This window comes from Nonomuraea sp. NPDC049504 (genome assembly GCF_040676845.1).
Taxonomy (GTDB): domain Bacteria; phylum Actinomycetota; class Actinomycetes; order Streptosporangiales; family Streptosporangiaceae; genus Nonomuraea; species Nonomuraea salmonea.
On the sequence record NZ_JBFAPT010000005.1, the window covers coordinates 399,023 to 425,644 of the forward strand.

The following is a 26,622-nucleotide window of genomic DNA, read 5'->3' on the forward strand; positions in this document are numbered from 1 at the left end:
TGAGCCGCGGCCCTGTCACCGGAAGAGGATGTCCCAGTGGTCGCCCTCGTCGGCGAAGACCTTGCCTGAGCCCTTGTAGAGCCGGGCTCCGTCGCTGCGTACGCCGGCCTTGTCGTAGTGCTTGTGGATGTGCCGGTCGATGCAGGCGTTGTGGGCGATGTCCAGCTTGTAGCCGTTGCCGTGGCTGTAGTGGCCGGGCGCGTGGCCGTGCTCGGTGCCGCCGGTCACCAGGATCGGGCAGCCGCTCTTGTGCTTCAGCCGGATGATCTCAGCGATCGTGCCGGTCCGTACGCGCTCCAGCGACGTACAGTGGCGCATGTGCTTGCTGGTGCAGCGGCCGGTGGACTTCGTCTTCAGCCCGGCGTGCCTGAGCCAGTGGGCGGCGGTCGTGTGGGACATCGTCACCGCGGCCGTCCTGGGCAGGACCCGGGTCAGATCGACCTGAGCGTGCCGCTGCGCGGCGTGTGCCCGCATACGAGGCATCGTGGCGGCCCTGGTGTGGACGCGCTGCTTGTGCGCCTTCCTGGCCCCTGGCAGCGCCTTGGGGCGTGCCTTGGGCTTGACCGGCTTGGCCTTGGTCTCCGCGACGCCGGTCCTGACCGCCTCGACGGCGGCCGGCCTGGCCGGCTCCACGAGGTCGGACGCCTCTTCCCACGCGGGTTCCTGGGTGTCGTCGCTCTCGTCCCACGACGGCCACTCGCTCATCGCGCCGAGCTCCGCGCGGGCCTCGATCAGCCGCCGGTGCGCCCAGGCGATGCGCGGCCCGATCTGGTACGCGTCGGAGAAGACCGCGCTCAGCACGGCCGGGCTGTGCTCCCAGCCGCCGGGCCCGTGCAGGCCGCTCGGTGCCGGCACCTTTTCGGGGTAGGTGGCGGCGGCGGCAGCGGTGGCCAGCGCGATTATGGTGATCTGAATGCCGAGGAGCGCGACTATCAGGAGCCGCACTGTTCCACGTATCCACATGTCGATGCCTTTTCGCGGAAATAGCCCTTCCGCCTGAAACGACAATCCCACCATTCACTGGAGATAACTCGCACCGCGAGTGCAACTTTGCCTTGTGGCGGTGATCACCGTGCGGCTCCATGACCTAACCGTGTTCGACGACGTAAAGTGACGTGCGTGTCCGAAGCCCGAAACAGAGGAGCGGAGAGCACTCGAGAGGTCATCGTCGAGACGGCCTTGCGACTGTTCAGGGAGCGCGGCTTCGACGCGACCACCATGCGGGCCATCGCGGCCGAGGCCGGTGTGTCCGTGGGCAACGCTTACTACTACTTCGACAGCAAGGAGGCGTTGATCCAGGCTTATTACGACCGGGCGCAGGCCGAGCACGAAGCCGCGTGCCGGGAGTTCCTCGCCACGGAGGAGTCGTTCGCGGCCAGGTTGAGCGGGGTGCTGCGGGAGTGGGTGCGGGTTTCCGAGCCCTACCACGAGTTCGCCGTGAAGTTCTTCAAGCACGCGGCCGAGCCGACCAATCCGCTCAGCCCGTTCAGCAAGCAGTCCTCGCCCGCGCGCGAGGCGTCGATCGCCATCTACCGTGAGGTCGTCGAGGGCTCGCGCGACCGCATGAACGCCGAGCTGCGCGAGGAGCTGCCCGAGCTGCTGTGGCTGCTGTCGATGGGCATGGTGCTGTTCTGGGTGCACGACACCTCGGAGGGGTGCGCGCGGACGTACCGGCTGATCGAGGTGACGGTGCCGCTGGTGGACCGGCTGGTCGGGCTGTCGCACCTGCCGGGGTTGCGGGGCATCACGAAGGACTTCATCGCGGCGGTGCACGAGCTGCGGGCCTAGGGCGACATACCGAGCGGTTGGTATGGTCCTCCTGATGTGGCATCTGGGAGGCCGTGTATGACGCAGAACTGGGGCATGACGATCCCCTTCTACGATCGCTCGCTGTCCAAGGCGCAGGACCTCATAGCCGAGCTGCCCGCGCTCGGCTACACCGACGTGTGGTCCGCCGAGGTCAACGGCACCGACGGGTTCGTGCCGCTGGCGCTGGCCGCGCAGTGGGCGCCGCAGGTGCGGCTGGGCAGCGCGATCGTGCCCGTCTCGACGCGCGGCCCCGGGCTGCTCGCGATGTCGGCCGCGACGCTGGCCGACCTCGCACCCGGCCGGTTCGTGCTGGGCATCGGGGCGTCGTCGCCGGCGATCGTCGAGCGGTGGAACGCGGGCACGTTCGCCAAGCCGTACGCGCGCACCCGTGACACCCTGCGCTTCCTGAAGCGGGCGCTGGCGGGGGAGAAGGTCTCGGAGGCGTACGAGACGTTCGAGGTCAAGGGCTTCAAGCTGGAACGCGCGCCCAAGACGCCACCGAAAATCGTGCTGGCCGCGCTGCGGCCGCGGATGCTGCGGCTGGCCGCCGAGGAGGCCGACGGCGCGATCACGAACTGGCTCGCGCCCGCCGACGTCCAGAAGGTCCGCGCCGAGATCGGCCCCGACACCGAGCTGATCGCCCGCCTGTTCGTCTGCGTGGACGAGGACACCGAGCGGGTCCGCGAGACCGCCAGATGGATGCTCGCGAGCTACCTCACCGTCCCCGTCTACGCGGCCTTCCACGACTGGCTGGGCCGCGGCGAGGTGCTGCGCCCGATGCACGAGGCGTGGGCCGCGGGCGACCGGCAGGCCGCGCTCAAGGCCATCCCCGACGAGGTGGTGGACGACCTGATCGTGCACGGCGACGCCGCCACCTGCCGGGCCCGCATCAAGGAGTACGTCGCCAACGGCCTCGACACCCCGGTCCTCGCGCCGCTGCCCGGCGCGATGCCCATCGACCAGGCGGTCCGCGAGCTGGCACCGGAGGCGTAGGCGATGCGCGACTTACTGCGGCTGGACGCGACCGGCCAGGCCCAGGCGGTCAGGGACGGTCAGGTGTCGCCGCGCGAGCTGGCCGAGGCCGTGATCGCGCGCATCGAGGAGACCGACGGCGTGCTCAACGCGGTCGTCCACCGGCGGTTCGAGCGGGCGCTCGCCGAGATCGACGCCATCCCGGCTGGCGCGCCCTTCCGCGGGGTGCCGATCCTGCTCAAGGACCTCGGCTGGCGGGAGGCGGGCGAGCCGTACAGCGCGGGGTCGAACGTGCGCGACGGGGTCGAGGACGCCGCCGACGCGTACGGGGTCGTCCGGCTGCGCGAGGCCGGGTTCGTGCTGCTCGGGCGGACGAACACCCCCGAGTTCGGCAGCACGATCACGACGGAGCCCGTCGCGTTCGGGGCGACGCGGAACCCGTACGATCCGGCGTACTCGGCGGGCGGGTCGAGCGGCGGGTCGGCGGCGGCGGTGGCGGCCGGGATGGTCGCGCTGGCCACGGCGAGCGACGGCGGCGGCTCGATCCGGGTGCCAGCGTCGCTGTGCGGGCTGGTGGGGCTCAAGCCGTCGCGCGGCCGGGTCAGCCTCGGGCCGGCGATGGGCGAGGGGTGGAACGGCTTCTCCTGCCCCGGTTTCGTCACCAGGACCGTACGCGACACCGCGGCGGCCCTCGACGCCGTCTCCGGCATGCACCCGGGCGACCCGTACGACGCCCCGCCGCTGCCCGGCAGGCTCGCCGACGAGGTGGGCCGCGACCCGGGACGGCTGCGCGTCGGGTTCCTCACCACGCACCCGCGCGGCGACATCCCCGAGGCGCCCGAGGTGACGGAGGCGGTCACCGGGGCCGCCGCGCTGCTGGAGTCGCTGGGCCACGACGTCACCGAGGGCGGGCCACCGGCCCTCGCCGATCCCGACTTCCCCCGCCATTTCGGCGCCATCGTCTCCGACAACCTCGCCGCGCTGGTCGCCGCACTCGGCGAAGCACGGGGCAAGCCGGTGGAGATGGAGGAGCTGGAGCTGCGCAACGCCGCCATGGTCGGCGCGGGCCGCCAGCGCGGCGCCGCCGACCACCTGCTGTCCACGCAGTGGATGGACGGGTTCCGCCGCAGGATGGCGGCCTGGTGGAGCTCCGGCTATGACCTGCTGCTGGTGCCGTCGGTGGCGGCGGCGCCGTTCCCGCTGGGCTGGATCCCGCCGGACGACCTCAGCACCGCGTTCGGGCGTACCGCGTCGGTGGTCGCCTTCACCTCGCCGATCAACGCGACCGGCCAGCCGGCCGTCTCACTGCCCCTGCACAGGACCTCAGCGGGGCTGCCGGTGGGCGTGCAGCTCGTGGCCGCCGCCGGGCGCGAGGACCTCCTCGTACGGGTGGCCGCCCAGATCGAGCAGGCCAGGCCGTTCGAACATCCCTGCCTGCCCTGACCTGAGGACAGGAACCCCTGGCCTTTCCGACGCGTTATGTCGTGAGAGACCGGGGGTAGGGGGTTGCACATGATGGCGAAGGCAGCACGGGCGGCGGCGGCGTGGAAGACCTACCGCGAGGTGACCAGGCCCGGGTCGCCGCCACTGATGACCAGGGTCAGGGCGATCCCGCGGATGCTGGGCGCGGTCATGCGCGGCCAGTACGCGGGCATGGGCAAGGGCAAGCTGGCCCTGATGGGGCTCGGCGTGGTCTACCTGATCTCGCCGATCGACGTCATCCCCGACTTCCTCATGCTGATCGGGGTGGCCGACGACTTCGGCGTGTTCCTGTGGCTGATGGCCTCGCTGCTCGGCGAGAGCGGCCGCTACGTCCAGCGGGAACGCGAGGTCATTCAGGGCCGGCTCGACGAGGTCTAGATCTCCTCCATCCGCAGCCAGGCCCGCGACGGCAGCGGGTGACCGAACAGGCGGGCGGCGTTGCCGTAGGCGACCCTGGCGATGTCGGCCGGTGGGAGCGTTCCGAGATTCTGGGCCACCGACTTCTGCGTGTCGGGCCAGGTCGAGTCGGAGTGGGGGTAGCCGCTCTCCTGCAGCACGTGGTCGAGGCCGACCGCGAGCCGCACGCCCGACAGCGCGTGGTCGTCGAGGGTGCCGAAGAAGAAGTTGCGGCGCAGCACCTCGCTGGGCTTGAGCCCGCCCTCCCACGACGCCTCGCCGGCCACCGGGTGGTCGAGGGCGTAGTCGGCGCGCTCGGCCAGCATCGGCAGCCAGCCCACGCCGCCCTCGACGATGAGGATGCGCAGCGCGGGGAAGCGCAGCGGCAGCCCTGACCACAGCCAGTCGGCGCAGGCGAACATGGCGCTCGTCGGCATGAGCGTGGTGATGGCCTCGATGGGGGTGTCGGGCGACGGCACGGGCGACCAGGAGGAGTCGCCGGCGTGCAGGCAGACGACGGTGCCGGTCTCCTCGCACGCGGCGAAGAACGGGTCCCAGTGGCCCGAGTGGATCGACGGCAGCCGCAGCCTGGTCGGGAACTCGGGGAAGACGACCGCCTTGAAGCCCCTGGCCGCGTTGGCCCTGATCTCCTTGGCCGCCACGTCGGGGTCGGGCAGCCAGGGCAGCTGCAGGCCGATGATGCGCTCGGGGTAGGTGCCGGCCCAGACGTCGATGTGCCAGTCGTTCCACGCCCGCACCAGGGCGAGGCCGAGCTCCTGGTCGCGGGTCCTGGCGAACGGCATGCCGGCCTGCCCGGCCAGCATGCCGGGGAAGCAGAGCGCGGCCCAGATGCCGGCGAGGTCCATGTCCTGGATGCGGGCCTCGATGTCGTGGCAGCCCGGACGCATGTTCTCGAACCTGATGGGGTCGAGCGTCCGCTGCTCGCGTGGCAGCCCCGCGCCGACGTCGATGCCGGCGCACGGATAGGTCGCGCCGCCGTAGCGCCAGACTTGGTGACCGGCCTCCGTCTCCACGACCTTGGGCGCGACCTCGGCGTATTTCTCCGGCAGGCGCCCTTCGAACAGGTCGGGCGGCTCGATCAGGTGATCGTCTGCTGAGATGATCACGTAGTCGCGCCGCCTGGGGTCAGGATCGGGGAGCAGCGGCGTAGTCACGCACGTAACCGTACGACGGCGGCATAACGTCGAACAAGCTGCGACGTATCCGTTGGGTCTCTGCGCGAAGATGTTGACCCGGGACCGCCGGGAGGGGGATGGCTGGCGATCCCGGGATGAACGGGCCCGCCTCGCGCAGCAAGCAGGCCCTGCGCTCCACTACCCAGCGCCGTTCGACTCAGTCAGCAAATGTGCGCGGAGTTCGGCGACCGCGTCGGGGGAAAGTTGGAGCACCTGAGTGACATACCTCTCGATGCTGCCGTGACGGGCCGTGAGGTCGGTGAGGAAGAGCCGCATGGTCTCGGCGGGAGCCAGCCCGAACCCCGGCCAGAGCGGCGTGTCAGGGTGGCGCCTGCGCCAGTCGGCGATGAAGCGCTCGGTGGCGCGGCCGGTGAGCGCGTAGTCCGCCACGATGTCGTCCTCGTCCACGCCGACCAGCGACAGCACGAGCGCGGTGAGCACGCCCGTACGGTCCTTTCCCGCCGCGCAGTGCACGACCACGGGCGCGTTGTCGGCCGCCGCGACGGTCTCCAGGGCGGTCCTGAGGTTGGCGACGCCGTCCTCGGTGATCTCCAGGTAGCGGTCGGCGAGGTAGCGGGCGATGCCCACCTCCTCGTTGTACGGGGTGAGCTCCCAGCGCCGGCCCTCGATGGGCAGGTTCTGGTAGTGGGGGCAGTCGCTTTCCGGCACGCGTCCGGCCTTCTCGACCTCGAAGGGGTGACGCAGATCGATGACGCTGCGCACGCCCAGCGCCCGGTAGGCGGCGAGGTCGTCGCCGGCCAGCCAGCCGAGGGAGTCGGCGCGGTAGAGCCGCTGCCAGCGGACCATACGCCCGCCTTGGGCGGCATATCCACCTACGTCGCGGAAGTTGCACAGATTGGTGAACTCAATGTGGCGGATCACCCTCAACACCTTAATTGGCGACGCTCTTCGTCTCCGAGGTCGCCGTTCCTTCCGAGGCCGCCTTTTCTTCCGAGGCCGATGCCGATGCCGAGGCCGATGACGCCCGGCGCTCGGCCGCCTCGCGCCGGATGAGCAGCAGCCAGCCGCCGATCGCGATGCCGATGAACAACCACCACTGCACGCCGTAGGCCAGGTTGAGCCCGCCTCCGGAGCCGACGTCGGGCGCGGGCACGGGCGCCGGCGCGGTGGCGGCCGCGGGCTGCTGCTCGGTCAGCTCGACGTAGCCGCCCACCAGCGTGTACGGCAGCCCCTTGCCGATGGCGCCCGCGTTGATGAGCAGCACCTGGCCGGACGGCAGCCCGCCACGGTCGCGTACGCCGCTGTTCTCCTCGGTCTCGCTGGGCCGCAGCCGGCCGGTCACCGTCACCTGCCCGGTGGGCGGGGCGGGCACGTCGGGCGGGGTGTCGGCGGTGGCGCCGGCGGGCACCCAGCCCCGGTTCACGATCACGCCGGTGCCCGGACCGGTGACGAGCGGGGTCAGCACGTAGTAGCCGTTGCGGCCCTCCTGGGGGCGGCGGCGTACGACGAGGGCGTGGGCGGTGTCGTACGTGCCCGCGACCGTCACCTTCCTGAACCGGTCGTCCTCCTTGACCGGCTGCCCAGGCGCGGCGAGCCGGTCGAGCGGCACGGGCGGCGCCTCGATGTTGGCGGTCACCCGCTCGCTGTTGGCCGAGCGCTCTTCGAACCGGCCGAACTGCCACCGCCCGAGCAGCACGAAAGCGGGGATGACCAGCAGCACCACGACGTGGAGCACGAGCCATCGAGGCGTCAGCAGGAACCGGTACACGCCTTCAAGACTAGGCACCGGCACCGGTGGTGCCGAACTCAGGCACGGGTGAGGTGGGCGCCCTCGCCGGGGACGGGGGTGACCTCGCGCGGCCCGGCGACCTCATGGCCGTCGGCGCAGCGGAAGCGCAGCTCGATGGGGGCGCCGCAGTCGCGGTGGGTGAGCAGCACGGGAGGGCCGTCGTCGCCGGCGAGGTATTTGTCGCCCCAGTGCATGAGGGCGACCAGCAGGGGATAGAGGTCGCGGCCCTTGTCGGTGAGGCGGTATTCGTCGCGCTGCCGCTGGCCCGGCTCGCGGTAGGGCACCTTGCGCAGCAGGCCCTCGTCGACCAGCCGGGACAGGCGGGCGCTGAGCACCTGGCGGGGGGCGCCGGTGCCGGCCTGCATGTCGGCGAACCTGCGTACGCCGCTGAACGCCTCGCGCAGAACCAGGAAGGTCCATTTCTCCCCGACGATCTCCAGGGTGCGCTCGATCGAGCAATTGTCCACTGGGAAATCCATGCGATAAGGCATGTTCATTTTTGCATTATACCTGAGTTTGATTGACAGACTCAGCTTCCCCGGGCAGGCTGGGTCCATGCAACGAACTCAGGTGCGGACGGTGACCCCTGACGACGAGGAGCGGATGCGGCGCTTCCTCGCCGGGCTGTCGCTGCACACGCAGACGCTGCGCTTCTTCACCGGGGTCTCCGCGCCGTCCGCCGCGCTCGTGCGTACGCTGCTGGCCGTGGACGAGCAGCGCGAGGCGCTCGTCGCGACCGACGGCGACGGCGAGATCGTCGCCCACGCCATGAGCTTCCAGGGCGGCGGGTGCTCCGACGTGGAGATCGCCGTCGTGGTCGCCGACGCCTGGCAGGGCCAGGGGCTCGGGCCGCGGCTGGTCGACGCGCTGCTGTTCGGCGCCGCCCTGCGCGGGGCGCGTACCGTGGGCATGGACGTCATGGGCGAGAACCGCCGCGTGCTGAGGCTCGTCCGCCGCCTCTGGCCGGACGCCAGGATGCGGGTCGAATCCGGTACGGTCGAAGTGACCGCTATGATCGATCAGCTGGCCTATTTGCGGAACAAGGTTCTGGTGCCACACCATTGACAGTGTGAAGAGTGTGAAGAACGGACGCGACGGCCGCACCAGGATCATCGAGGGCGCCCTCCGCCGTTTCAGCCAGGACGGCGTCTCGGCCACCACCCTGGCCAGCCTCCGTGAGGAAAGCGGCGTCAGCGTCGGCAGCTTCTACCACCACTTCGCCAGCAAAGAGCACGTCTTCGGCGTGCTGTACGGCGAGATCCTCGAGGCCTACCAGGCGGCGTTCCTCGCCGAGCTGGTCCGTCACGACGACGCCAGGGCGGGCATCGAGGCCATCGTGGCCTTTCACATGCGCTGGGCCGGCGAGCACCCCGAGAGGGCCAGGCTGCTGATCAGCGAGCGTCCGCCGCGCAAGCACGAGCCGGGCGGCGCCGAGGTGGCCGAGGCGCGGCGCGGGTTCTTCAAGCAGGTCTCCGACTGGTGGCGGCCGCACATGAAGAACGGCCGGCTCCAGCCCGTGCACCCCACCATGTGCTACGTGCTGTGGCTGGGGCCCGCCCAGGAGATGTGCCGGCTGTGGTTCGCGGGCGCGCACACGCCGACCGAGGAGGAGATCAAGGCGCTGGGCGAGGCCGCCTGGCAGAGCCTGCGCCAGCCCGCCTGACCCGTACGTCCGCGCTGGTCAGAGCCCTCCGCGCCGATACGGGGAGCCGGCCGGGACGCTGGTGGAGGACATCGCGCGGCTGCTGCGCGGCGAGGGCCAGGTGCCCGCCTGCACGGGCTGCCCCAGCCGGGTTGGAACGCGCCAGATCGACCGGTTGAGCGAGATGTCCAGCCGCAGCTCGCCGCGCTGCCTGCGCAGCCCCGGCACGCGTACGCGGTCGAGCACGTCGAACCTGCCGCGGCTCGGATAGCCGAAGCCCAGCTCGCCCGGCAGCACCCGCAGGTCGTCGCGGTTGCCGCAGCACGGGCAGGTCCACGAGACGAGGTCCAGGCCGCGGTTGTAGTCGGAGCAGGCTTCGAAGTACTCGTCGGGGCGGAACTTGGAGTCACAAGCCAAGCAGGGGATGAGCATGGTCCTGCTCCTGGGGGTGGTGACGTGAGGTGCATCTCCAGAGATATCGCGCATCCCTTGTCCGCCGCTTGCAGAACGGTTGGGAGTCTTAGTAACAGTATGAACACTCTCGGTGTCGGATCAAGCGGGCATGTCCGCGGTGAAAGGATGGTCAGGTGGAACGACTGCGCCATCACCTCCTCGACACCGGCTACACGATCGACGGCGTCCGCGAGCGCCTGGGCGCCACGGCCGCCTCGGCCCTGGCGCGCGAGGAGCTGACACCGGCCCTGCGTGCCACCGCCGGCGGAGACCCGCTGGACACGCTGATCAGGCTGTGGTGGCTGGGCGTGCCCGTGCCGGCCAAGGGCGTCGCGTCCGAGGTGCTGGAGTCGGGCCTGGTCGCGGCCGACGGCGACCAGATCACCGCGACCGTGCACCTGCAGCCATGGGAGACCGGCGGCTACGTCGTCTCCGACAGGAAGGTACGTCCGGGCGACCCCGCGCTGCGGCCCGACCACGTGGTCGGGGCAGGCGGCGCTTCGGCGAACCTGGCCCAGCTCGTCACCCGCCGCCCGGCCGGCAGCGCGCTCGACCTCGGCACCGGCTGCGGCGTGCAGGTGCTGCACCTCGCTGGGCGGGCGGAGCGCGTCACCGCCACCGACGTCAACCCGCGCGCGCTGGAGCTGGCCCGGCTGAGCTGGGAGTTGTCGGGGGTCTCCGGGGTCGATGCGCGGGTGGGGTCGATGTACGAGCCGGTCGAGGGTGAGCGGTTCGACCTGGTGGTGAGCAACCCGCCGTTCGTGATCGCGCCCGAGCGGGAGGGGCGGCTGACGTACCGGGAGTCGGGGGCGTCCGGTGACGACTTCTGCCGCGAGCTGGTCCGGCGCACTCCCGCCTACCTCAACCCCGGCGGGCAGGCCCACTTCCTGGCCAACTGGCTGCACGTCGCGGGCGAGGACTGGCACGACCGGGTGGGCGGCTGGCTGCGCGAGACCGGGTGCGACGCCTGGGTGGTGCAGCGCGACGTCCAAGACCCGGCCGAATACGTCGAGCTGTGGCTGCGCGACGCCGCAGAGCAGGGCAGCGCCGACTACACCGAGCACTACGACCGGTGGCTGGCCTGGTTCGAGGAGCGCAGGGTGGAGGGCGTCGGGTTCGGCTGGATCACGATGCGCAACTCCGGCACGCTCGACCCCGTCGTCCGCGTCGAGCACCTGGACCACCAGGTCGCGCTCCCGGTCGGCGACTACGTGGACGGCGTCATCGACGCCATCGCGGCGGCGCACCGGGCGCAGGGCCTGGAGTCGGCGCTGCTGCGGACCGCCGACGGCCTGCTCGACGAGCGCATCGGCCTGCCGGGCGCCGAGGACCCGATGCGCATCGTGCTGCGCCAGACGCAGGGCCTGCGCCGCAGCAGGGAGGTCGGCACCGTCGAGGCCGCGCTGGCCGGCGTCTGCGACGGCCAGCTGGCGCTCGGCCCGCTGCTCAACGTCATCGCCGAGCTGGTCGGAAACGGTGAGGTCACCAACGCCGACGCGCTGCGGCCGCTCATCGCCGAGGGCTACTTCCTGCTTTGATTCGCTGTTGATCGGACGTTGACACCGGGGGTGGAGTCTCTGGGACAGGACACGGACCTGGGGGGTTCGAGGGCCGTGTCAGGTCCGGCCGGTCGTCTTGTGTGAGGCGGCAGGCCGTCATACGGAGCATCCGGATAACCGGGCCCCCTAGCGACGTGTGGCGGCCGAAGATGGCCGGCCGGGCTGAACTCCATCGATCACGAGCTCTTCGTGACACCCTAAGGACAGCCTTGATCAACCATGTGTGGATGACACGTCTGGACGACGAGCTGTACTCAGGACTCGACGACGGAATCGGCGCCGCTCCTGCTGCCGGGCTCGTCGGCGGGGATGCTGTCGAGCAGGACCTTCAGATCGCCGGCCTCGGGAGCGCCGAGCCTGGTGAAGATCTCGAAAGCCCGGCGTAGGCAGTCGCGGCTGCGCGTCGTGCTGCCGAGCCCGCGCAGCGCCTTGCCGAGCACGGTGAGCGACAGGGCCTCGCCGTACGGGTGGCCGATGTCGCGGGAGACCACCAGGGCCTCCTCGGCGTGGCGGACGGCGTCCGGGTACCGCTCGGCGGCGATGAACGTCTCGGCCAGCCGGGAGCACACCCGCTGCTCCCACACCCGCTGCTTGCTGGCACGGAAGAAGGCCAGGCACTCGGCGTGGTGGTGGACGGCCTCGGTGAGCCGGCCGACCCGCGACAGGACGATGCCGAGGTGGTAGCGGGCGCGGGCGGTGCCGGCCCCCGAGCCCATCTCGGTGAAGATGGCGAGCCCCTTCTCGGCGGCGGCGATCGCGTCGTCGGGGCGGCCGAGGCCGAGGTGGTCGCGGGCGGAGTAGCTGAGCACGAGCGCCTCGCCGGCCGGCACGTCGTTGTCGCGGTAGAAGCGCATCGCCTCGTCGAACAGGCCGAGCGCCTCGGTGTGGCGGCGCTGCCTGCCGACCACGACGGCCAGGGCGTTGAGCACCTCGCCGGTGACGACCTTCTCCCTGCGGGCGACCGACAGCTCGTGGACGATCCTGAAGTGCTCCTCGGCCTCCTTGAGCCGGTTGGCGGCGAACAGCACCCGGCCGAGCACGTACCGGGAGCGCAGCTCGCTGCCCTGGTCGCCGTTCTTCCGCGCGGCGGCGAGCACGGCGCGGGTGCTCTGGTCGAACTCGCGGGTGTGGGTGCCCGACTCCAGCAGCGGCTCCATGGCCACCAGCAGGTCGGCGGCGGGCAGCAGGTGCTCGGGCGTGCGCGCGCAGGACGCGGCCTGGCTGATCGTGGCGAACAACGAGTCGCCCTCGGCGATGAGCCAGGCGACGGCCTCGTCCACGGTGCTGAACGTGCGCCCGGTGCCGACCACGACCAGGTTCGCCGAGATCATGCTGCCCTCGTACGCCAGCGCGTGCGCCGACTGCGCGGAGGCCAGGTAGAAGCCCAGCAGGCGGCGCAGCGCCATGGTGCGGGCCTGCGGGCGTTCTGTCCGGTCGAGCGTCCGGCGGGCGAAGAGCTTGAGCAGGTCGTGGAAGCGGTAGCGGCCGGGCGCGGGCGCTTCGAGCAGGCTCGCGTCCACGAGCGACTCCAGCACCTCCTCCGTCTCGAACGCGTCGGCGGCGAGCACGGCGGCCGCGGCGCCCGCCGAGATGTCGGGGCCGTTCGACAGCGACAGCAGGCGGAAGGCGCGGGCCTGAACGGGGGTGAGCTGCCCGTATCCGAGCGCGAACGTGGCCTCCACCGCCAGGTTGCCCACCCGCAGCTCGTCGAGGCGGCGCTGCTCGTCGGCCAGCCTGGGCACCAGGGAGGCGACCGTCCAGGAGGGGCGGGCGGCCAGCCGGGCGGCCACGATGCGGACCGCCAGCGGCAGGAAACCGCAGGCCGCGACCACGTCCATGGCGGCGCCGTGCTCCGCCGAGACGCGCTCGGCGCCGGCCACCGCGGCGAAGAGCTGCAGCGCCTCGTCCGGCTCCATGACGTCGAGGTCGATGAGCCGGGCGGCGGGCAGGTCGGCGAGCTTGCCCCGGCTGGTGACGATCGCGGCGCAGCCCGGCGAGCCCGGTAGCAGCGGGCTGACCTGACCGGCGTCGCGGGCGTTGTCGAGCAGCACGAGGATGCGGCGCTCGGCCAGGATCGAGCGGAAGAGCGCGGAGCGTTCCGCGAGGCCGTCGGGGATGACGTCGGGCGGGATGCCGAGCGCGCGCAGGAACGCGCCGAGCGCGGACTCGGGCGCGGTCGGCTCCTCGCTGTAGCCGCGCAGGTCGGCGTAGAGCTGCCCGTCGGGGAAGACGTCGGCGAGCAGGTGGGCCACGTGGACGGCCAGCGTCGTCTTGCCGACCCCGCCGATGCCGGAGATGGCCGCCACCGGCACGCCCTCGGCCGACGGCTGGGCCGACAGCATCGTGCGCAGGCGTACCGCGACCTCCTTGCGGCCGGTGAAGTCGCTGACGGCGGCGGGCAGCTGAGCGGGTCTCGGCAGCTCGAGCGCGGCGGGCTGCTCGTCGTCGGCGGCCGGCGGCTCCTCCTCCTCGTCCTCCTCGGCCCGATGCGGGGCGGCGAGCGCGGGGTCGGCGGCGAGGATGCGCTGGTGCAGCGCCGTCAGCTCGGGCCCTGGCTCGATGCCCAGCTCGTCGATGAGCGCCTCGCGGGTCTCGGTGAAGACGTTGAGCGCGTCGCCCTGCCGGCCGCAGCGGTAGTAGGCGAGCATGAGCTGGGCGCGCAGGCGCTCGCGCAGCGGGTGCTCGGCGGTCAGCGCGATCAGCTCGGAGACGACCTTGGCGTGCTCGCCCAACTCCAGGTCGACGTCCATGAGGGTCTCGACGACGCTGATGCGCCGCTCGATCAGGCGGTCGCGCTGGTGCTCGGCGTACGGGCCGACGGTGCCGGCCAGCGGCTCGCCCTCGAACAGGGCCAGCGCGGCGCGCAGCTCGCGGGCCGCCTCGGCGAGCCTGCCGGCCTTGCGCGCGGCCTCGGCCTGGGTGACGCCGCGTTCGAAGCGGGTCAGGTCGAGCGCGTCGTCCGGCAGGCGCAGCGCGTAGCCGCGGCCGATCGAGGTGAGCAGCTCGGGGCGGGAGCGGGCGGGCCTGCCCGGTTCGAGCACCGTACGCAGGCGCGAGACGTACGTGCGCAGGGCCCCGAGCGCGCGCGGCGGCGCCTCCTCGCCCCAGACGGCGTCGATCATCTCGTTGGGGGTGACCGCGTGGCCCTCGCGCAGCAGCAGCATGCCGAGGATGGAACGCTGCAGCGGGGTGCCCAGGTCGAGCTCCTGGCCGTCATGCCAGGCGCGGACAGGACCGAGCACGGCGAACCGCAGCCCGCCTTCGCCGCTCTGACCAGCCATGCCGTTCGTCTCCCAGCCAGCGAGATAATTTGTTCCCAAATGATAAGTCCAACGACCTTTGCCACCTAGATCCCGGCAGATCCGTTCATTTTCCTGTTGATCCGTCGTCAATCCGGTGTTGAACCCGCCCCTGGATGATGAGAACCGGCAAGCAGGACACGCATCGCGGGGGCGTGTGTCTCTAGGGAGTGCGGGCAGGGCCGGAAAAATACCGGCCCCACCCGGATTTCCGGATGGGGCCTTGGATGGACGGGTTTCAGGCTGCCTCGACCAGGCCGAGCCTCATGCGCAGCCGGTCGCGGACGGCCGGCCATTCAGAGTTCAGGATCGAGTAGAACGCGGTATCTCGGACCGTGTCGTCGGCGCCTCGGCTGTCCGCTCGCCGCACCCCGTCGAAGTGTGCGCCGAGTGCCTCGATGGCGGCCCGGGATCTGCTGTTGCGTACGTCGGCCTTCAGAGTGATGCGGTGGACGTTCCAGTCCTCGAAGGCGTGCGAGAGCAGGAGGTATTTGCTCTCCCGGTTGACCCCGGTGCCCTGGGCGCTCGCGCCCAGCCAGGTGTAACCGATGTCGGCCACGGACGGGATGTCGCCCACCGCACCTCGTGTACCCGGCGGCCAGGGCATGGGGCCCTGCCAGTACTCCAGGTGCATGAGACGGGTGGCACCGACCACGCGGTCGGTGTTCAGCCACCGGATGGCGAAGGGCAACGAGCGGCCCTCCGCCTGCTCAGCCATGGCGGCCTCCACGTAGGAGACCACCTCGTCCCGGCCTTGCGGGACGCGAGTGAAGGCATAAATGGTGCGGTCTTCACTCGCCGCGGCGACCAGGTCATCGACCGCCGCGAGGCTGAGAGGTTCCAGGCGCACGAAGCGCCCGGACAAGGTGACAAGAGCGGGCATGAGCACATGATGGAGGCTGCCGGGCATCCCTGTGACCAGGCGTAATGGGACAACTTTTCACCGGTGTGACGGTGGCATCGTTTCCGCAGGTCAGAGGCCCCTTTTGGGGGAAGGTAAACCCGCTCTTGGGGAAAGATTCGCCTAACCGTGACATGGGGCGGGGACGAGGGCCGGATGCGGCCTGCTCACTGCCCCGTGACGGACCAGGGCCAGCTCTTTGAGGCCCGTCGTCAGGAAGTCGAGGTTGTCGGCGATCCACGGCAGTCGCAGCGGATCGGGACTGTCGAGAGCGGCCTGCCGCTGCTCGGCGGAGTCGCCGTAGAGCAGGCTCACCGCGACGCGGACCCGGGCGGCCGAGGGGTCGTCGCCGAAGGCGTGACCGGGCAGGACGCCGAGGCCGTGCTCCTCAAGCAGGATCTTGGTGATCTCTGCGGAGCCGCCGAGCCTGAGGTGGCCGAGGTCGGGATAGAGGTAGAAGCCGCCCTGCGGGACGGGCACGTCGGCGCCGATCTCCGCGAAGCGCTCGTGCACGGCCCTGGCCAGCCTGCCGTGCAGGCGGCGGCTGCGGGTGATGCGCTCGGTCAGCTCGGGCGGGTCGCCGAAGGCGTACGTCGCGGCCTCCTGCACGGGCGCCGCGGGCGCCGACCAGATCTCACTGGCCACCGCGAGCAGGCTCCTGCGCAGGTCGCCGTTCTCCGGCAGCCTGGCCACGCCGATCCGCCAGCCGCCCAGCGCGAGGCTCTTGCTCAGCCCGGTCGTGATGATCGTGCGCTCCGGCGCGAGCTCGGCCGGCGAGGTGTAGGTCAGGCCGGGCTCGTGCACGAGATCGCGGTAGATCTCGTCCGAGATGATCGTCAGGTCGAGCTCGCGGGCGACCTGGGCCAGGCGGGCCACCGTCTCGGGTGTGGCCAGCCGGCCCGTCGGGTTGTCGGGCAGGGTCACCACGACCGTGCTCACGGTCCTGCCGAGCGACCTGGCCCTGCGCACCTCGGCCGCCACCGCGTCCGGGTCGGGCACGCCGCCCTCTCCTGGCGGTGCGGGCACCAGGATGGGACGCGAACCCACCAGATCGGCCTGCGCGGCGTAGCTGACCCAGCTGGGCACCGGCAGGACGACGTCGCCGCCGATCGCCAGGAGCAGGCCGTAGAGCAGCGACTTGCTGCCCGGGCCGCAGACGACCAGGTCGGGATCGGTGATGAGCCCCCGGCGTGTCCAGTAGCCCGCCGCCGCGGCGCGCAACTCGGCCGCCCCCGCGACCGGCCCGTAGCCGTTGCAATCGGATGCGGCGGCCAGCCTGTCGCGCAGCGCCGGGTGGACGGGCAGCCCGGCCTCGCCGAAGGCGAGGTGGAGCACGCGTTCCCCGGCGCGCCGTCTTCGCTCGATGTCCTCGTTGGCCGCCAACGTGGCGGACAGGGTTACGGTCATGTTTGTCACGTTCCCAGGGTGATTGGATGAAGGCATCAGCACAAGCGAGGCTTTTTGTGGGTAGGCATAAGGAAGTCTGATGCTCGAATTGCGACGTTTGGTCCTGATCTGCGAGTTTGCAAGGAAGGGAAGTATCGCGGCGGCGGCCGAGTCGTTGGGCTACAGTCCTTCGGCCGTCTCCCAACAGCTCGTCGCGCTCGAACGCGAGACGGGCACGGCGCTCATCGACAGGACGGCGCGCAGCGCGGAGCTGACCGACGCGGGACGCCGGCTCGTCATGCACGCCGAGCGCATCCTGTCGATGGTCGAGGAGGCCGAGTCCGACCTGTCCGCCCACGCCGGCAAGCCGGCCGGCCGGGTCGTCGTCACCGCCTTCCCCACCGCCGCGGTCGCCTTCGCGCCCGCGCTCGCCCGCTCCCTGCGCCGCCACACCGAGCTGACGCTGCGGCTCGGGCAGAGCAGGTCCGGGCGCGGCCTGCGCGAGGTGCAGTCGGGCGAGGTGGACATCGCGCTCGTGGACGACTGGTACGGCCGCGTCCGCGACAGCGACAGCGTGCGCGTCTTCCCCCTGCTGCGCGACCCCCTCGTGCTCGTCGTGCCGCGCAAGCACCGCCTCGCCGACCCCGACGTGCCGGTCGACCTGCGCGAGCTGCGCGACGAGCCCTGGATGGCCACCCCCGACGGCGAGCCCTCACGGCTGGCCGTGGACCGGCTGCTCGTCGACGTCGGCGGCACCCGGCCGAGCCCCTGGGAGTTCGAGGGACTCGGGACCATCCTGTCGCTCGTCGCCAAGGGCATCGGCATCGCCGCCGTGCCCGCGCTCGCGCTGGCCGCCGGCGTCCGCGGGCTGGCCGTGCGGCGGTTCCCCGGCAACCCGGTCGGGCGCGACGTGCACGCCGTCGCACGCACCTCCAGCGTGCACCGGCCTTCGGTGTCGGTGACGCTGCGGGCCATCCACGTGGCCGCCCGCTACATCGCCGCCGACCTCGATCCGGTACGCCCGGCCGAGCGCTCCCAGGTGGGCCAGCCGTCGCTGGACGGGCTCGACCTCCCCGTACGTTCGGCCAGCGACGTGGTCGGCCGATCGTTCGGAGAGTGACGCGCGATCGCGATAACGTCTGCGCTCATGGCGCCTACGTACGACATCGAGCGGCTCCTGCTCGCCCAGCCCAGCACGCGCACGGTCGCCGGCGTCGACGAGGTCGGCCGCGGCGCCTGGGCCGGGCCCGTCCTGGTCTGCGCGGTCGTCACCGACCTGTCGGAGCCGCCCGCCGGGCTCACGGACTCCAAGCAGGTCTCCGAGGTCAGGCGCGGGCCGCTGGCCGCCGAGCTGGCCGAGTGGGCCGCCGGCGTCGGCTACGGCGAGGCGAGCCATCAGGAGATCGACACGCTCGGCATGACCGAGGCGCTGCGCAGGGCCGCCCGCCGGGCCCTGGAGGCCCTGCCGGTACGCCCTGACGCGGTGATCCTCGACGGCAAGCACGACTACATCGGAGCGCCGTGGCCGGTGCGCCTTGAGGTCAAGGGGGACGCGGCCAGCATCTCGGTCGCCGCCGCCTCCGTCCTCGCCAAGGTCCGGCGCGACGCCTACATGGCGACGATCGGCTGCGACGAGTACGGCTTCGCGGAGAACGCGGGCTACCCCTCACCCGCGCATCAGGAGGCTCTGGCACAGCTCGGGCCCACTGCGCACCACCGGCTCTCCTGGTCATACCTTGACGAACTGCCCCAATGGCGGCATTTGAAGCATCACCGCGACCCACTCGTCGGAGAAGGCCAGGCCAGCCTCTTCTCCTGACGGGTATCGGCGAGCTCCGCATGTCTGCCCGCCTTCGCGGCGGTCATCGGTCACTATTTCGTGCATGCGGATCGGGATCTTTGTCGTCGCGGGGCTCTTTCCCGGGCAGGAGGCCGGGCGGGTGCTGGCCGACGCCGTCGAGTGGATCGTCGCGGCCGAGCAGGCGGGGTTCGACGACGCGTGGATCGCCGAGCACCACTTCATGCCGTACGGCGTGTGCCCGTCGCCCACCACGCTGGCGGCCGTCGCGGCCGGGCGGACCGGCCGCATCGGGCTGGGCACGGCCGTGAGCGTGCTGTCCACGCAGCATCCCGTCGCGCTGGCCGAGCAGGCGGCCGTCCTGCACCACCTGTCGGGCGGGCGGTTCACGCTCGGCGTCGGCAGGGGCGGGCCCTGGGTGGACCTCGAGGTGTTCGGCGCCGGGCTCGACCGGTACGAGCGGGGCTTCCCCGAGTCGCTCGACCTGCTGCTCGCCGCCCTGTCGGGTGACCGGGTGGCGGCGGACGGGGAGTTCTTCCGGTTCAGGGAGGTCGCGATGGTGCCGCCCGCCCGGATGCGGCCGGTCGTCGCCTGCACCTCGGAGCCGACCGTGCGGCTGGCGGCCGAGCGTGGGCTGCCCATGCTGCTCGGGCTGCACATCGGGGACGACGACAAGGCCGCCATGGTCGAGCGGTATCGCGCCTTCGGCGGGCCGCCGGTCGAGCACGTGGCCGCCGGGGTGGCGTACATCGCGGACTCGACGATCGGGGCGGCTCGCGACCTCATGCGGGCGATGCCGGCCTGGCTGGGGCCCGGGCTCGACGGGTACGAGCCGGTGGACGACCGGCCGCGGCCGCACCGCGACGTGGACGACTACGTCGAGCTGCTCACCAAGATCCACCCGGTGGGGTCGGCCAAGCACTGCGCCGAGACGCTGCGGCGGACCGCGGAACGCACCGGGATCGAGCACTTCGTGCTGCTGGTCGAGGGGATGGGGTCGCACGAGCGGACCCTGGAGAACATCCGCCGCTTCGGCGCCGAGGTGCTGCCCCTGCTGCGCGACTGACACGCGACCCGGCTCGCTCCGCCTCGCTCAAGCCTGCGCGCCTGCGTGGGCCCTCTTCGGCCTGCTCGGGCCGCTTCGGCTCGAAGAGCCGCCCGGCGAGCCGGGCGGGCGCCCGGCTCGCCGGTCAGGGGTCAGCAGTCGACGAGCTCCGGTTTCTGGTTGAGTATCTGCGCGCGCGGGGTGACGAACTCGGCGAGCGCCTGCGTGGCCGACGGGTCGAAGACGGCGACGCGGTGGCAGTTCTGGAAGGCCAGGCGCACGCCGTAGTGGCGCTCGAGCGCGCCGCGCATCGAGTCGCTCGCCATGCAGCGCAGGAGCTGGCCGCGCGCCTCCTCCGACGGCGGCGGCACCTCGTTGTCGGCGAACGCGGCCCCGCTGTGCTCGCGCTGCTTGACCAGCTCGCTGATCAGCGACCACGCGTAGGGGAGCGAGTCGCGGACGCAGGCGAGGAACGCCTCGTCGTCCACCTCGCCGGCTCTGGCCTGGTCGAGCAGATCGTTCGGAACGGTCAGCGACATGCTGTCTCCTCTCGGATGGGTCAAATCGGACGTTAGATCGCTGGAGCGGGCACGCTCCAGAGCCTTGACGGGCACAGTCATGTGGTCGCCGGGCCGTAGACGAAACCGGGGTCGATCTGCTCCGCCAGGTCGAGGCCGGTGCGCTCGTCGCCCCACGCCTTGGCGTTGCGCAGGTGGAACTCGACGGTCTGGCGGCCGAACCTGGCCCAGTCTTTGTCCTGCTCGTCGAGGGTCTTGCGGAGCACGGCCAGCGCGTCGGCGTTGGCCGGTTCGAGGTCGTCGAGGGTGAAGTGGCGGCCCTGCTCCATCGCGCGTACGGCGGCGGAGTGCTCCATCCAGGTGAGGAGATCGTCACCCACGTGCTCGCGCAGGAACGCGACGTCGGACTCGCCGTGCACCTTGTTGCCCACCACGGCCAGGGCGACGTCGTATTGAGCCGCGTAGTCGCGGTATTGGCGGTAGACGCCGACGCCCTGGCGGGTCGGCTCGGCCACCAGGAAGGTCAGGTCGAAGCGGGTGAACAGGCCGGAGGCGAAGGAGTCGGCGCCGGCCGTCATGTCGACGACGACGTATTCGCCGGGGCCGTCGATCAGGTGGTTGAGCAGCAGCTCGACGGCGCCGACCTTGGAGTGGTAGCAGGCCACGCCGAGGTCGTCTTCGCTGAACGGGCCGGTGGCGAGCAGGCGCAGGCCCTCGGGGGTGGTCAGGCCGTGGGGGTCGGTGGCGAGGTCGTCGAAGCTCAGCAGGGTGGAGCCGCGGCCGGGAGGGGTGGTCTTGATCATGGCGTCGGCGGACGGGATGCGGGGGTTGGTGCCGCGCAGCCGGTCTTTGATCTCGGTGAGGTGGGCGCCCAGCGGCTCGGGCTGACGGTCCAGGCCGAGCACCAAGGCGAGGTGCTGGTTGATGTCGGCGTCGATGGCGACCACGGGGGCGCCCTGGGCCGCCACGTGCCTGGCGAACAGGGCCGACATCGTGGTCTTGCCGCTGCCGCCCTTTCCGACGAAGGCCACTCTCACGGGATGCTCCAAGAATGATGATGAAAACCGTTTCCACTGGGGACGGACATCATCATGCCACAGCGCATGCGGGATGAGGGCGTGTTCGACCTGGCGTCGCGCGGACTGCGGGCGCTTTGGGGTGGTTCGCGGCTTATCTGCGGTTGCTCAGTGGCAGACCGCGTCCAGCGTCAGGGGGTCGTCCGGGGTGGGTGTGGGCGTGGTGGAGGCGGCGTGGGCGGGTGCGGTCCTGGTCGCGGCGGGTGGGTCGAGGGCCTCCTTGACCTTGCGGCGGATGAGGTGCCAGTCGGGGTAGGCGGTGTTGATCAGCGGCGGCACGAAGCTCAGGCTGCGCAGTCGCGCGCTCTTGACCTTGCCGGCCAGGTCCACGACGGCGGGCAGCAGGTCCTGGGGCAGGTCGGTGGAGATGGCGCGCTTGGTGGCGGCGGCGAGGCGCTCGAAGCTGTTCAGCACGGTCACCGGGTCGGCCTGTTTGGCGACGGCGTTGAGCAGGCACTTCTGCCGGCCCATGCGCACGTAGTCGTCGCTGTCGGTGCGCGAGCGGCCGTACCAGAGCGCCTCCTGGCCGGAGAGCCTGCGGGTGCCGGCGGGCAGCAGGCCCTCGCGGTACTTGCCGTACACGATGGGGTCCTTGATCGTGACCTGGACGCCGCCCATGGCGTCGATGATCTCGGCGAAGCCCTTCATGTCGACCATGGCGTAATAGCTCACCGGGATGCCGAGGATGTCGCTGATGGTGGCTTTGAGGAGGGTTGATCCGCGCTTGCCCTTCTCCACGCCGGGCACCATCTCCGGGTGATCCTCGCCGAACTGGTAGATCTCGTTCAGCAGGCCCGGCGTGTCGGGGCCTTCGCCGGTGAAGCCGTACGGGAAGCGGTCCCTGGCCGGTCCCGTGGGCAGCTGCACCCGCTGCAGGTTGCGCGGCAGGCCGAACAGCACGGTGGCGCCCGTCTCGACGTCCACGCTGGCCACGGTCATGCTGTCGGTGCGCACCCCGGGCCGCCCCGGCGCGGCGTCGCCGCCGAGGAGCAGGAAGTTGACCCGCTCGGCCCCGTTCCACGGGTCCTGGGCGAGCACGGGCGCGGCGGTGCTGCTCGGCGTGAACAGGGTGTTGACGACGTCGCGGGAGAGGTAGGCGAGGCGGGTCGCGTACGCGGTGGGCGCCAGGACGAGCGCGCACAGGGCGACCGTGAGCGTGGTGGTGAGGAAGCGGCCGACGGTGTCGGAGCGCTCGGGGCGTACGAGGAGGAACGACCAGACGATCACGCCGGTCCAGGCCAGCGCGATCACCGCCACCCCGACGGTGAACCAGGCCAGCCAGTACGGCTGCACGGCCAGCGACAGCAGCTTGGTGCTGTACGCGGTGAACACGGTCAGCACCCCGGCCAGCATCAGCACGTACGCGGCCATCAGCGCCAGCCCTGTTCTGCGGCGCTCCACGGCGAGGTGAGCGACCCCCCACAGCAGGGTCGATGCCACTGTCAGCGCCAGGCTCGCGCCGAGCCCGAAGCGTCGATCTACTCCCGTCATGCCTGGTCAAACCCCCATAGACGGCCCATCCAAGCAACCCTAGTTATGCTGCGCGCCCGGCCTCCGGAGCAAAAGGGAGGGGTTGGGTCAAATAGCGGTCAAGCGAAACTTGAGATATAACGTGAATGTGCGGAAGCGACACGGCCACTACGGCTTCGACGCGCCCTGGCCCCTCGTGGGCCTGCTCATCGGAGCGATCGCGCTGCTGGCCCTGGCGGCGCTCTCGTTCGTCCTCGACATCCTCGCCGCGGGCGTCGCCTTCGCCTTCGGCGGCCTCTACACCCTGGCCAGCGCGTTCAGCTACCTCTACACGACCAGGCGCGGCAAGTTCGCCGTCTGGGACGCGGAACTCGGGCGGCTGCGCGGCGACGAGCGGGTGGTCGACCTCGGCTGCGGCAGGGGCGCGGTGCTGCTGGCCGCCGCCGCGCGGCTCACCGACGGCGGCCGGGCGACCGGTGTCGACCTGTGGCGCTCCAAGGACCAGACGGGCAACACCGAGGCCGCGGCCAAGGCCAACGCCGGGGCGGAAGGCGTCGCGGAGCGGGTGGACCTGGTCACCGGCGACCTGCGTGACCTGCCGTTCGGGGCGGACGCGTTCGACGTCGTGCTCTCCAGCCTGGCCCTGCACAACATCCCGTCGGCCGACGGGCGCGCGCAGGCCGTGCGGGAGGCGTACCGGGTGCTGCGGCCGGGCGGGCTCATGCTGCTCGCCGACTTCCAGCACACCCCCGACTACGAGCAGGCGTTGCGCGACCTCGGCGTGATCGACGTACGGCGGCGCGACGCCGGCTGGCGGTTCTGGTACGGCGGGCCCTGGTTCGCCACCACGATCATCGAGGCCAGGAAGCCGACCGGATAGAAATTCCGTTCACCGGGTAGCCACGGGTCCTTATGAGCGATGTTGAAACCGGCACCATCACCACGAAAGTGCCAGCCCGGCTTGATCGGCTCCCATGGTCCCGCTGGCACTGGATGATCGTCATCGGCCTCGGCACCGTCTGGATCCTCGACGGTCTCGAGGTCACCATTGTCGGTAACCTCTCGGCGCAGCTGGCCAAGCCGGGCAGCGGATTGGACATCACGCAGGCGCAGGTGGCGGGCGTGGCGGCCGCACTCTACGTCGCGGGAGCCTGCGCGGGCGCGTTGTTCTTCGGCTGGCTGACCGACAAGTTCGGCCGCAAGAAGCTGTTCATCATCACGCTGGTCGTCTATCTCGTGGCGACGCTGCTGACCGCGTTCTCCTTCAGCGCGTGGTGGTTCTTCCTGTTCAGGTTCATGACGGGGTTCGGCATCGGCGGCGAGTACGCGGCCATCAACTCCGCCATCGACGAGCTGATCCCGAGCAGGCACCGCGGGCGCATCGACATCATCATCAACGGCAGCTACTGGCTCGGCGCCGCCGGCGGCGCGCTGCTGACCGTGCCGCTGCTCAACGACCTGCCGGTCAACATCGGGTGGCGAGTCGCGTTCGGGCTCGGCGTGGTGCTGGGCCTGGCCATTCTCCTCGTACGCCGCAACGTCCCCGAGAGCCCGCGCTGGCTGTTCATCCACGGCAGGGACCGCGAGGCCGAGCAGCTCGTGGACGACGTCGAGCGGCAGATCGGCCGGGACGACCTGCCGGAGCCCGAGAAGTCGATGACCATCCACCAGCGCAAGTCGATCGGGTTCGTCCGGATCGCGCACACCATGGTCGCGCTCTATCCCAAGCGCACGGTGCTGGGGTTGTCGCTCTTCATCGGACAGGCGTTCCTCTACAACGCCATCACCTTCGGGTACGCGCAGATCCTGTCCACCTTCTTCAACATCGACACGCACACCGGCTACTACTTCGCGGTCATCGCGGTCGGCAACTTCCTCGGGCCGCTGCTGCTCGGGCACCTCTTCGACACCGTGGGCAGGGTGCCGATGATCTCGGCCACGTACATCGGGTCAGGGGTGCTGCTGCTGGGCACGGCGTGGCTGTTCAACCAGGGGGTGCTCACCGCCGTGACGCTGACGGCGTGCTGGTCGGTGGTGCTGTTCGTGGCGTCGGCGGGGGCGAGTTCGGCGTATCTGACGGTGAGCGAGATCTTCCCCATGGAGACCAGGGCGATGGCGATCGCGTTCTTCTTCGCCATCGGCACGGCGGCCGGTGGCATCGCCGGTCCGCTGGTGTTCGCCACGCTGGTGGAGAGCGGGGTGCCGGGGGACACGGCGCTGGCGTTCACCATCGGCGGGCTGGTGATGATCGCGGGCGGGCTCGTGGAGCTGTTCCTGGGCGTCAAGGCCGAACGCAAGGGGCTGGAGGACATCGCGGCGCCGCTCTCCGCCGCCGAGGCGACCAAGGCCACCTGACGGTCGTTTCGTCATTCCCGGTGAAATAGGGGATGCTGGCGTGGTGCGTGTGCTCTACCTCGTCGTCTGCGCCGCCGGTGCCGCCGCTGACGTCAGCCGGTTGGTCACCCTGGCGCAGGACGACGGGTGGGTGGTGCAGGTCGTGGCGACGCCGTCGGCGCTCGACTTCATCGACGTTCCCGCACTCGAACGGCAGACCGGCAGGCCCGTGCGCAGCCGCTACCGCAAGCCCCATGAGCCGAAGCCGCCCAGGGCCGACGCGTTCGTGGTGGCGCCGGCGACGTACAACACGATCAACAAGTTCGCCCAGGGGATCGCCGACACGTACGCGCTGGGCGTGCTGGCCGAGGCGCCCGGGCTGGGCATCCCCGTGGTCGTGCTGCCGTTCGTGAACGAGGCGCTGTCGGCGCGCACCGCGTACCGGCGCAGCCTGCGCGACCTGCGGGCCGACGGCGTGCGGGTCGTCCTCGACCAGGACGGCGGCGACCCGTGGCGGCGGGCGCTGGGCGAGCTGCGTGCGGCGACCGCGGGCTCTCTGGAGGGATGAGGATGGGGCTGACCGAGCGGGTGGACGCGGCGCTGGACGCCGGGCGGGCCCCGGGAATGCACGGGCTCGTCGTGCTGCGCGACGGGCAGGTCGTGCTCGAACGCTACGGCGCCGGCCCCGACCACCGGCTGGATGAGCCGCTCGGGCACGTCGTCTTCGACCGCGACACCCTGCACGACCTGCGCTCGGTGTCCAAGAGCGTGGTCGGGCTGGTGTACGGCATCGCGCTGCGCGAAGGGCTGGTGCCCGAGGTGGGGGCGCCGTTGCTCGCGTCGTTCCCCGAGTGCTCGCCCGCCGGGCGCGAGCACCTGACGATCGAGCACGCCCTGACCATGACGCTCGGCCTCGAATGGAACGAGGACGCCCCCTACACCAGCGCGGCCAACAGTGAGATCGCCATGGAGCTGGCCCCCGACCGGCACCGGTACGTGCTGGAGCGGCCCGTCGTCGAGGAGGCGGGCAAGCGGTGGCACTACTGCGGCGGGGCCAGCGCGCTCATCGGCGAGATCATCACGAGGGGAGCGGGGCGGCCGCTCGCCGAGTACGCCGCCGACCGGCTCTTCGGCCCGCTCGGCATCACCCGGTACGAGTGGTCCAGGGGCGACGACGGCGTCACCAGGGCCGCGTCCGGGCTGCGGCTGCGTCCGGTGGACCTGGCCGCGATCGGGCAGCTCGTGCTCGACGGCGGCCGCGACATCGTGCCCCGCTCCTGGATCGAGGAGACCCTGCGCCCCCGGGTCGTCCTCGACGCCGGCACCCGCTACGGCTACCAGTGGTACCTCCACGACGGCCGGGCCCAGGCCATCGGCAACGGCGGCCAGCGCCTCCTCATCGCCCCGGACGACCGGTTGGTGGTGGCGGTGACGGCCGGCGAGTACGACCGGGAGCAATCGAGCGCCGAAGCGGCCCTGGACGCCGTCCTCGGCCGCTGACGCCCCGCAGCGGCAGACGGGGGCCGCCGCGCGCCG

Annotated in this window: 26 protein-coding genes; 14 read left to right on the plus strand and 12 right to left on the minus strand. The window is 71.3% G+C overall.

Annotated elements, in window-relative coordinates; translation table 11 throughout:
* Nucleotides 1-15 precede the first annotated feature (15 nt).
* Entirely contained in the window at nt 16-945 is a 930-nt protein-coding gene (locus AB0K28_RS13380) for a hypothetical protein (RefSeq protein WP_345392985.1), read from the minus strand.
* Nucleotides 946-1,119: 174 nt separating this feature from the next.
* On the opposite strand from AB0K28_RS13380, the gene AB0K28_RS13385 reads away from it, so the two are divergent.
* From AB0K28_RS13385 to AB0K28_RS13400, 4 genes are all read left to right on the plus strand, one after another.
* Nucleotides 1,120-1,788, plus strand: a complete 669-nt coding sequence (locus AB0K28_RS13385; protein WP_364368845.1) for a TetR family transcriptional regulator — start codon at nt 1,120-1,122, stop codon at nt 1,786-1,788.
* 57 nt (nt 1,789-1,845) lie between these two features.
* Nucleotides 1,846-2,802, plus strand: coding sequence for an LLM class F420-dependent oxidoreductase (locus tag AB0K28_RS13390; protein ID WP_364368848.1), 957 nt, complete (start codon nt 1,846-1,848; stop codon nt 2,800-2,802).
* A gap of 3 nt (nt 2,803-2,805) precedes the next feature.
* Nucleotides 2,806-4,224 carry an amidase gene (locus AB0K28_RS13395; RefSeq protein ID WP_345392979.1) on the plus strand — a complete coding sequence of 473 codons (1,419 nt, stop codon included), beginning with the start codon at nt 2,806-2,808 and terminating at the stop codon, nt 4,222-4,224.
* 69 nt (nt 4,225-4,293) lie between these two features.
* Nucleotides 4,294-4,641 (plus strand): YkvA family protein, encoded by a 348-nt coding sequence (locus AB0K28_RS13400; protein ID WP_345392976.1) that lies wholly within the window; start codon nt 4,294-4,296, stop codon nt 4,639-4,641.
* On the opposite strand, the gene AB0K28_RS13405 is transcribed toward AB0K28_RS13400, so the two are convergent.
* The 4 genes from AB0K28_RS13405 to AB0K28_RS13420 all read right to left on the minus strand — a co-directional run bounded on the left by AB0K28_RS13405 (nt 4,638) and on the right by AB0K28_RS13420 (nt 8,084).
* Nucleotides 4,638-5,834 (minus strand): amidohydrolase family protein, encoded by a 1,197-nt coding sequence (locus AB0K28_RS13405; protein WP_364368852.1) that lies wholly within the window; start codon nt 5,832-5,834, stop codon nt 4,638-4,640. The two genes, AB0K28_RS13400 and AB0K28_RS13405, sit on opposite strands and share 4 nt — an antisense overlap.
* Before the next feature lie 159 nt (nt 5,835-5,993).
* Entirely contained in the window at nt 5,994-6,737 is a 744-nt protein-coding gene (locus tag AB0K28_RS13410) for a tyrosine-protein phosphatase (protein ID WP_364368855.1), read from the minus strand.
* A gap of 10 nt (nt 6,738-6,747) precedes the next feature.
* The gene (locus AB0K28_RS13415) at nt 6,748-7,584 is read right to left on the minus strand and encodes an SURF1 family protein (RefSeq protein ID WP_364368858.1); all 837 of its coding nucleotides are present in this window, start codon (nt 7,582-7,584) and stop codon (nt 6,748-6,750) included.
* A 38-nt stretch (nt 7,585-7,622) separates the two neighbouring features.
* A complete protein-coding gene (locus AB0K28_RS13420; protein ID WP_364368861.1) occupies nt 7,623-8,084 on the minus strand; it encodes a helix-turn-helix domain-containing protein in 462 nt (153 codons plus the stop codon).
* Between the two features lie 76 nt (nt 8,085-8,160).
* Between AB0K28_RS13420 and AB0K28_RS13425 the strand changes: the two genes are divergently transcribed.
* Nucleotides 8,161-8,670, plus strand: a complete 510-nt coding sequence (locus AB0K28_RS13425) for a GNAT family N-acetyltransferase (protein ID WP_364368864.1) — start codon at nt 8,161-8,163, stop codon at nt 8,668-8,670.
* Between the two features lie 4 nt (nt 8,671-8,674).
* Nucleotides 8,675-9,268, plus strand: coding sequence for a TetR/AcrR family transcriptional regulator (locus tag AB0K28_RS13430; protein ID WP_345392964.1), 594 nt, complete (start codon nt 8,675-8,677; stop codon nt 9,266-9,268).
* An 18-nt stretch (nt 9,269-9,286) separates the two neighbouring features.
* On the opposite strand, the gene AB0K28_RS13435 is transcribed toward AB0K28_RS13430, so the two are convergent.
* Nucleotides 9,287-9,679 carry a hypothetical protein gene (locus AB0K28_RS13435; RefSeq protein ID WP_364368867.1) on the minus strand — a complete coding sequence of 131 codons (393 nt, stop codon included), beginning with the start codon at nt 9,677-9,679 and terminating at the stop codon, nt 9,287-9,289.
* 155 nt (nt 9,680-9,834) lie between these two features.
* Between AB0K28_RS13435 and AB0K28_RS13440 the strand changes: the two genes are divergently transcribed.
* The gene (locus AB0K28_RS13440) at nt 9,835-11,238 is read left to right on the plus strand and encodes a methyltransferase (RefSeq protein WP_364368870.1); all 1,404 of its coding nucleotides are present in this window, start codon (nt 9,835-9,837) and stop codon (nt 11,236-11,238) included.
* Nucleotides 11,239-11,513: 275 nt separating this feature from the next.
* Here AB0K28_RS13440 and AB0K28_RS13445 read toward each other — a convergent pair whose 3' ends face one another.
* The 3 genes from AB0K28_RS13445 to AB0K28_RS13455 all read right to left on the minus strand — a co-directional run bounded on the left by AB0K28_RS13445 (nt 11,514) and on the right by AB0K28_RS13455 (nt 16,866).
* Nucleotides 11,514-14,540, minus strand: coding sequence for a BTAD domain-containing putative transcriptional regulator (locus tag AB0K28_RS13445; protein ID WP_364368873.1), 3,027 nt, complete (start codon nt 14,538-14,540; stop codon nt 11,514-11,516).
* Nucleotides 14,541-14,796: 256 nt separating this feature from the next.
* Nucleotides 14,797-15,441: a GNAT family protein gene (locus tag AB0K28_RS13450; RefSeq protein ID WP_364368876.1), complete on the minus strand. Its 645-nt coding sequence runs from the start codon at nt 15,439-15,441 to the stop codon at nt 14,797-14,799.
* A gap of 141 nt (nt 15,442-15,582) precedes the next feature.
* The gene (locus AB0K28_RS13455) at nt 15,583-16,866 is read right to left on the minus strand and encodes a pyridoxal phosphate-dependent aminotransferase (RefSeq protein WP_364368879.1); all 1,284 of its coding nucleotides are present in this window, start codon (nt 16,864-16,866) and stop codon (nt 15,583-15,585) included.
* A 79-nt stretch (nt 16,867-16,945) separates the two neighbouring features.
* On the opposite strand from AB0K28_RS13455, the gene AB0K28_RS13460 reads away from it, so the two are divergent.
* The 3 genes from AB0K28_RS13460 to AB0K28_RS13470 all read left to right on the plus strand — a co-directional run bounded on the left by AB0K28_RS13460 (nt 16,946) and on the right by AB0K28_RS13470 (nt 19,709).
* Nucleotides 16,946-17,965: a LysR family transcriptional regulator gene (locus AB0K28_RS13460; RefSeq protein ID WP_364368882.1), complete on the plus strand. Its 1,020-nt coding sequence runs from the start codon at nt 16,946-16,948 to the stop codon at nt 17,963-17,965.
* Between the two features lie 27 nt (nt 17,966-17,992).
* Complete coding sequence (locus AB0K28_RS13465; protein ID WP_364368885.1) at nt 17,993-18,664, plus strand: ribonuclease HII; 672 nt, start codon at nt 17,993-17,995, stop codon at nt 18,662-18,664.
* Nucleotides 18,665-18,728: 64 nt separating this feature from the next.
* The gene (locus tag AB0K28_RS13470; RefSeq protein ID WP_345392953.1) at nt 18,729-19,709 is read left to right on the plus strand and encodes an LLM class flavin-dependent oxidoreductase; all 981 of its coding nucleotides are present in this window, start codon (nt 18,729-18,731) and stop codon (nt 19,707-19,709) included.
* Between the two features lie 131 nt (nt 19,710-19,840).
* Here the strand turns inward: AB0K28_RS13470 and AB0K28_RS13475 are convergent, their stop codons facing one another.
* From AB0K28_RS13475 to AB0K28_RS13485, 3 genes are all read right to left on the minus strand, one after another.
* The gene (locus AB0K28_RS13475; protein ID WP_345392950.1) at nt 19,841-20,227 is read right to left on the minus strand and encodes an SCO5389 family protein; all 387 of its coding nucleotides are present in this window, start codon (nt 20,225-20,227) and stop codon (nt 19,841-19,843) included.
* A 77-nt stretch (nt 20,228-20,304) separates the two neighbouring features.
* Nucleotides 20,305-21,243: an ATP-binding protein gene (locus AB0K28_RS13480; RefSeq protein ID WP_364368889.1), complete on the minus strand. Its 939-nt coding sequence runs from the start codon at nt 21,241-21,243 to the stop codon at nt 20,305-20,307.
* A 147-nt stretch (nt 21,244-21,390) separates the two neighbouring features.
* A complete protein-coding gene (locus tag AB0K28_RS13485; protein ID WP_364368892.1) occupies nt 21,391-22,773 on the minus strand; it encodes an LCP family protein in 1,383 nt (460 codons plus the stop codon).
* A gap of 127 nt (nt 22,774-22,900) precedes the next feature.
* Between AB0K28_RS13485 and AB0K28_RS13490 the strand changes: the two genes are divergently transcribed.
* The 4 genes from AB0K28_RS13490 (at nt 22,901) to AB0K28_RS13505 (ending at nt 26,586) form a co-directional block, all read left to right on the plus strand.
* Nucleotides 22,901-23,632 carry a class I SAM-dependent methyltransferase gene (locus tag AB0K28_RS13490; RefSeq protein ID WP_345392941.1) on the plus strand — a complete coding sequence of 244 codons (732 nt, stop codon included), beginning with the start codon at nt 22,901-22,903 and terminating at the stop codon, nt 23,630-23,632.
* A 113-nt stretch (nt 23,633-23,745) separates the two neighbouring features.
* Nucleotides 23,746-25,107, plus strand: coding sequence for an MFS transporter (locus AB0K28_RS13495; protein ID WP_364368895.1), 1,362 nt, complete (start codon nt 23,746-23,748; stop codon nt 25,105-25,107).
* Between the two features lie 40 nt (nt 25,108-25,147).
* A complete protein-coding gene (locus tag AB0K28_RS13500; RefSeq protein ID WP_345392935.1) occupies nt 25,148-25,654 on the plus strand; it encodes a flavoprotein in 507 nt (168 codons plus the stop codon).
* 2 nt (nt 25,655-25,656) lie between these two features.
* Nucleotides 25,657-26,586 (plus strand): serine hydrolase domain-containing protein, encoded by a 930-nt coding sequence (locus AB0K28_RS13505; protein WP_364368899.1) that lies wholly within the window; start codon nt 25,657-25,659, stop codon nt 26,584-26,586.
* The last annotated feature ends 36 nt before the right edge of the window (nt 26,587-26,622 follow it).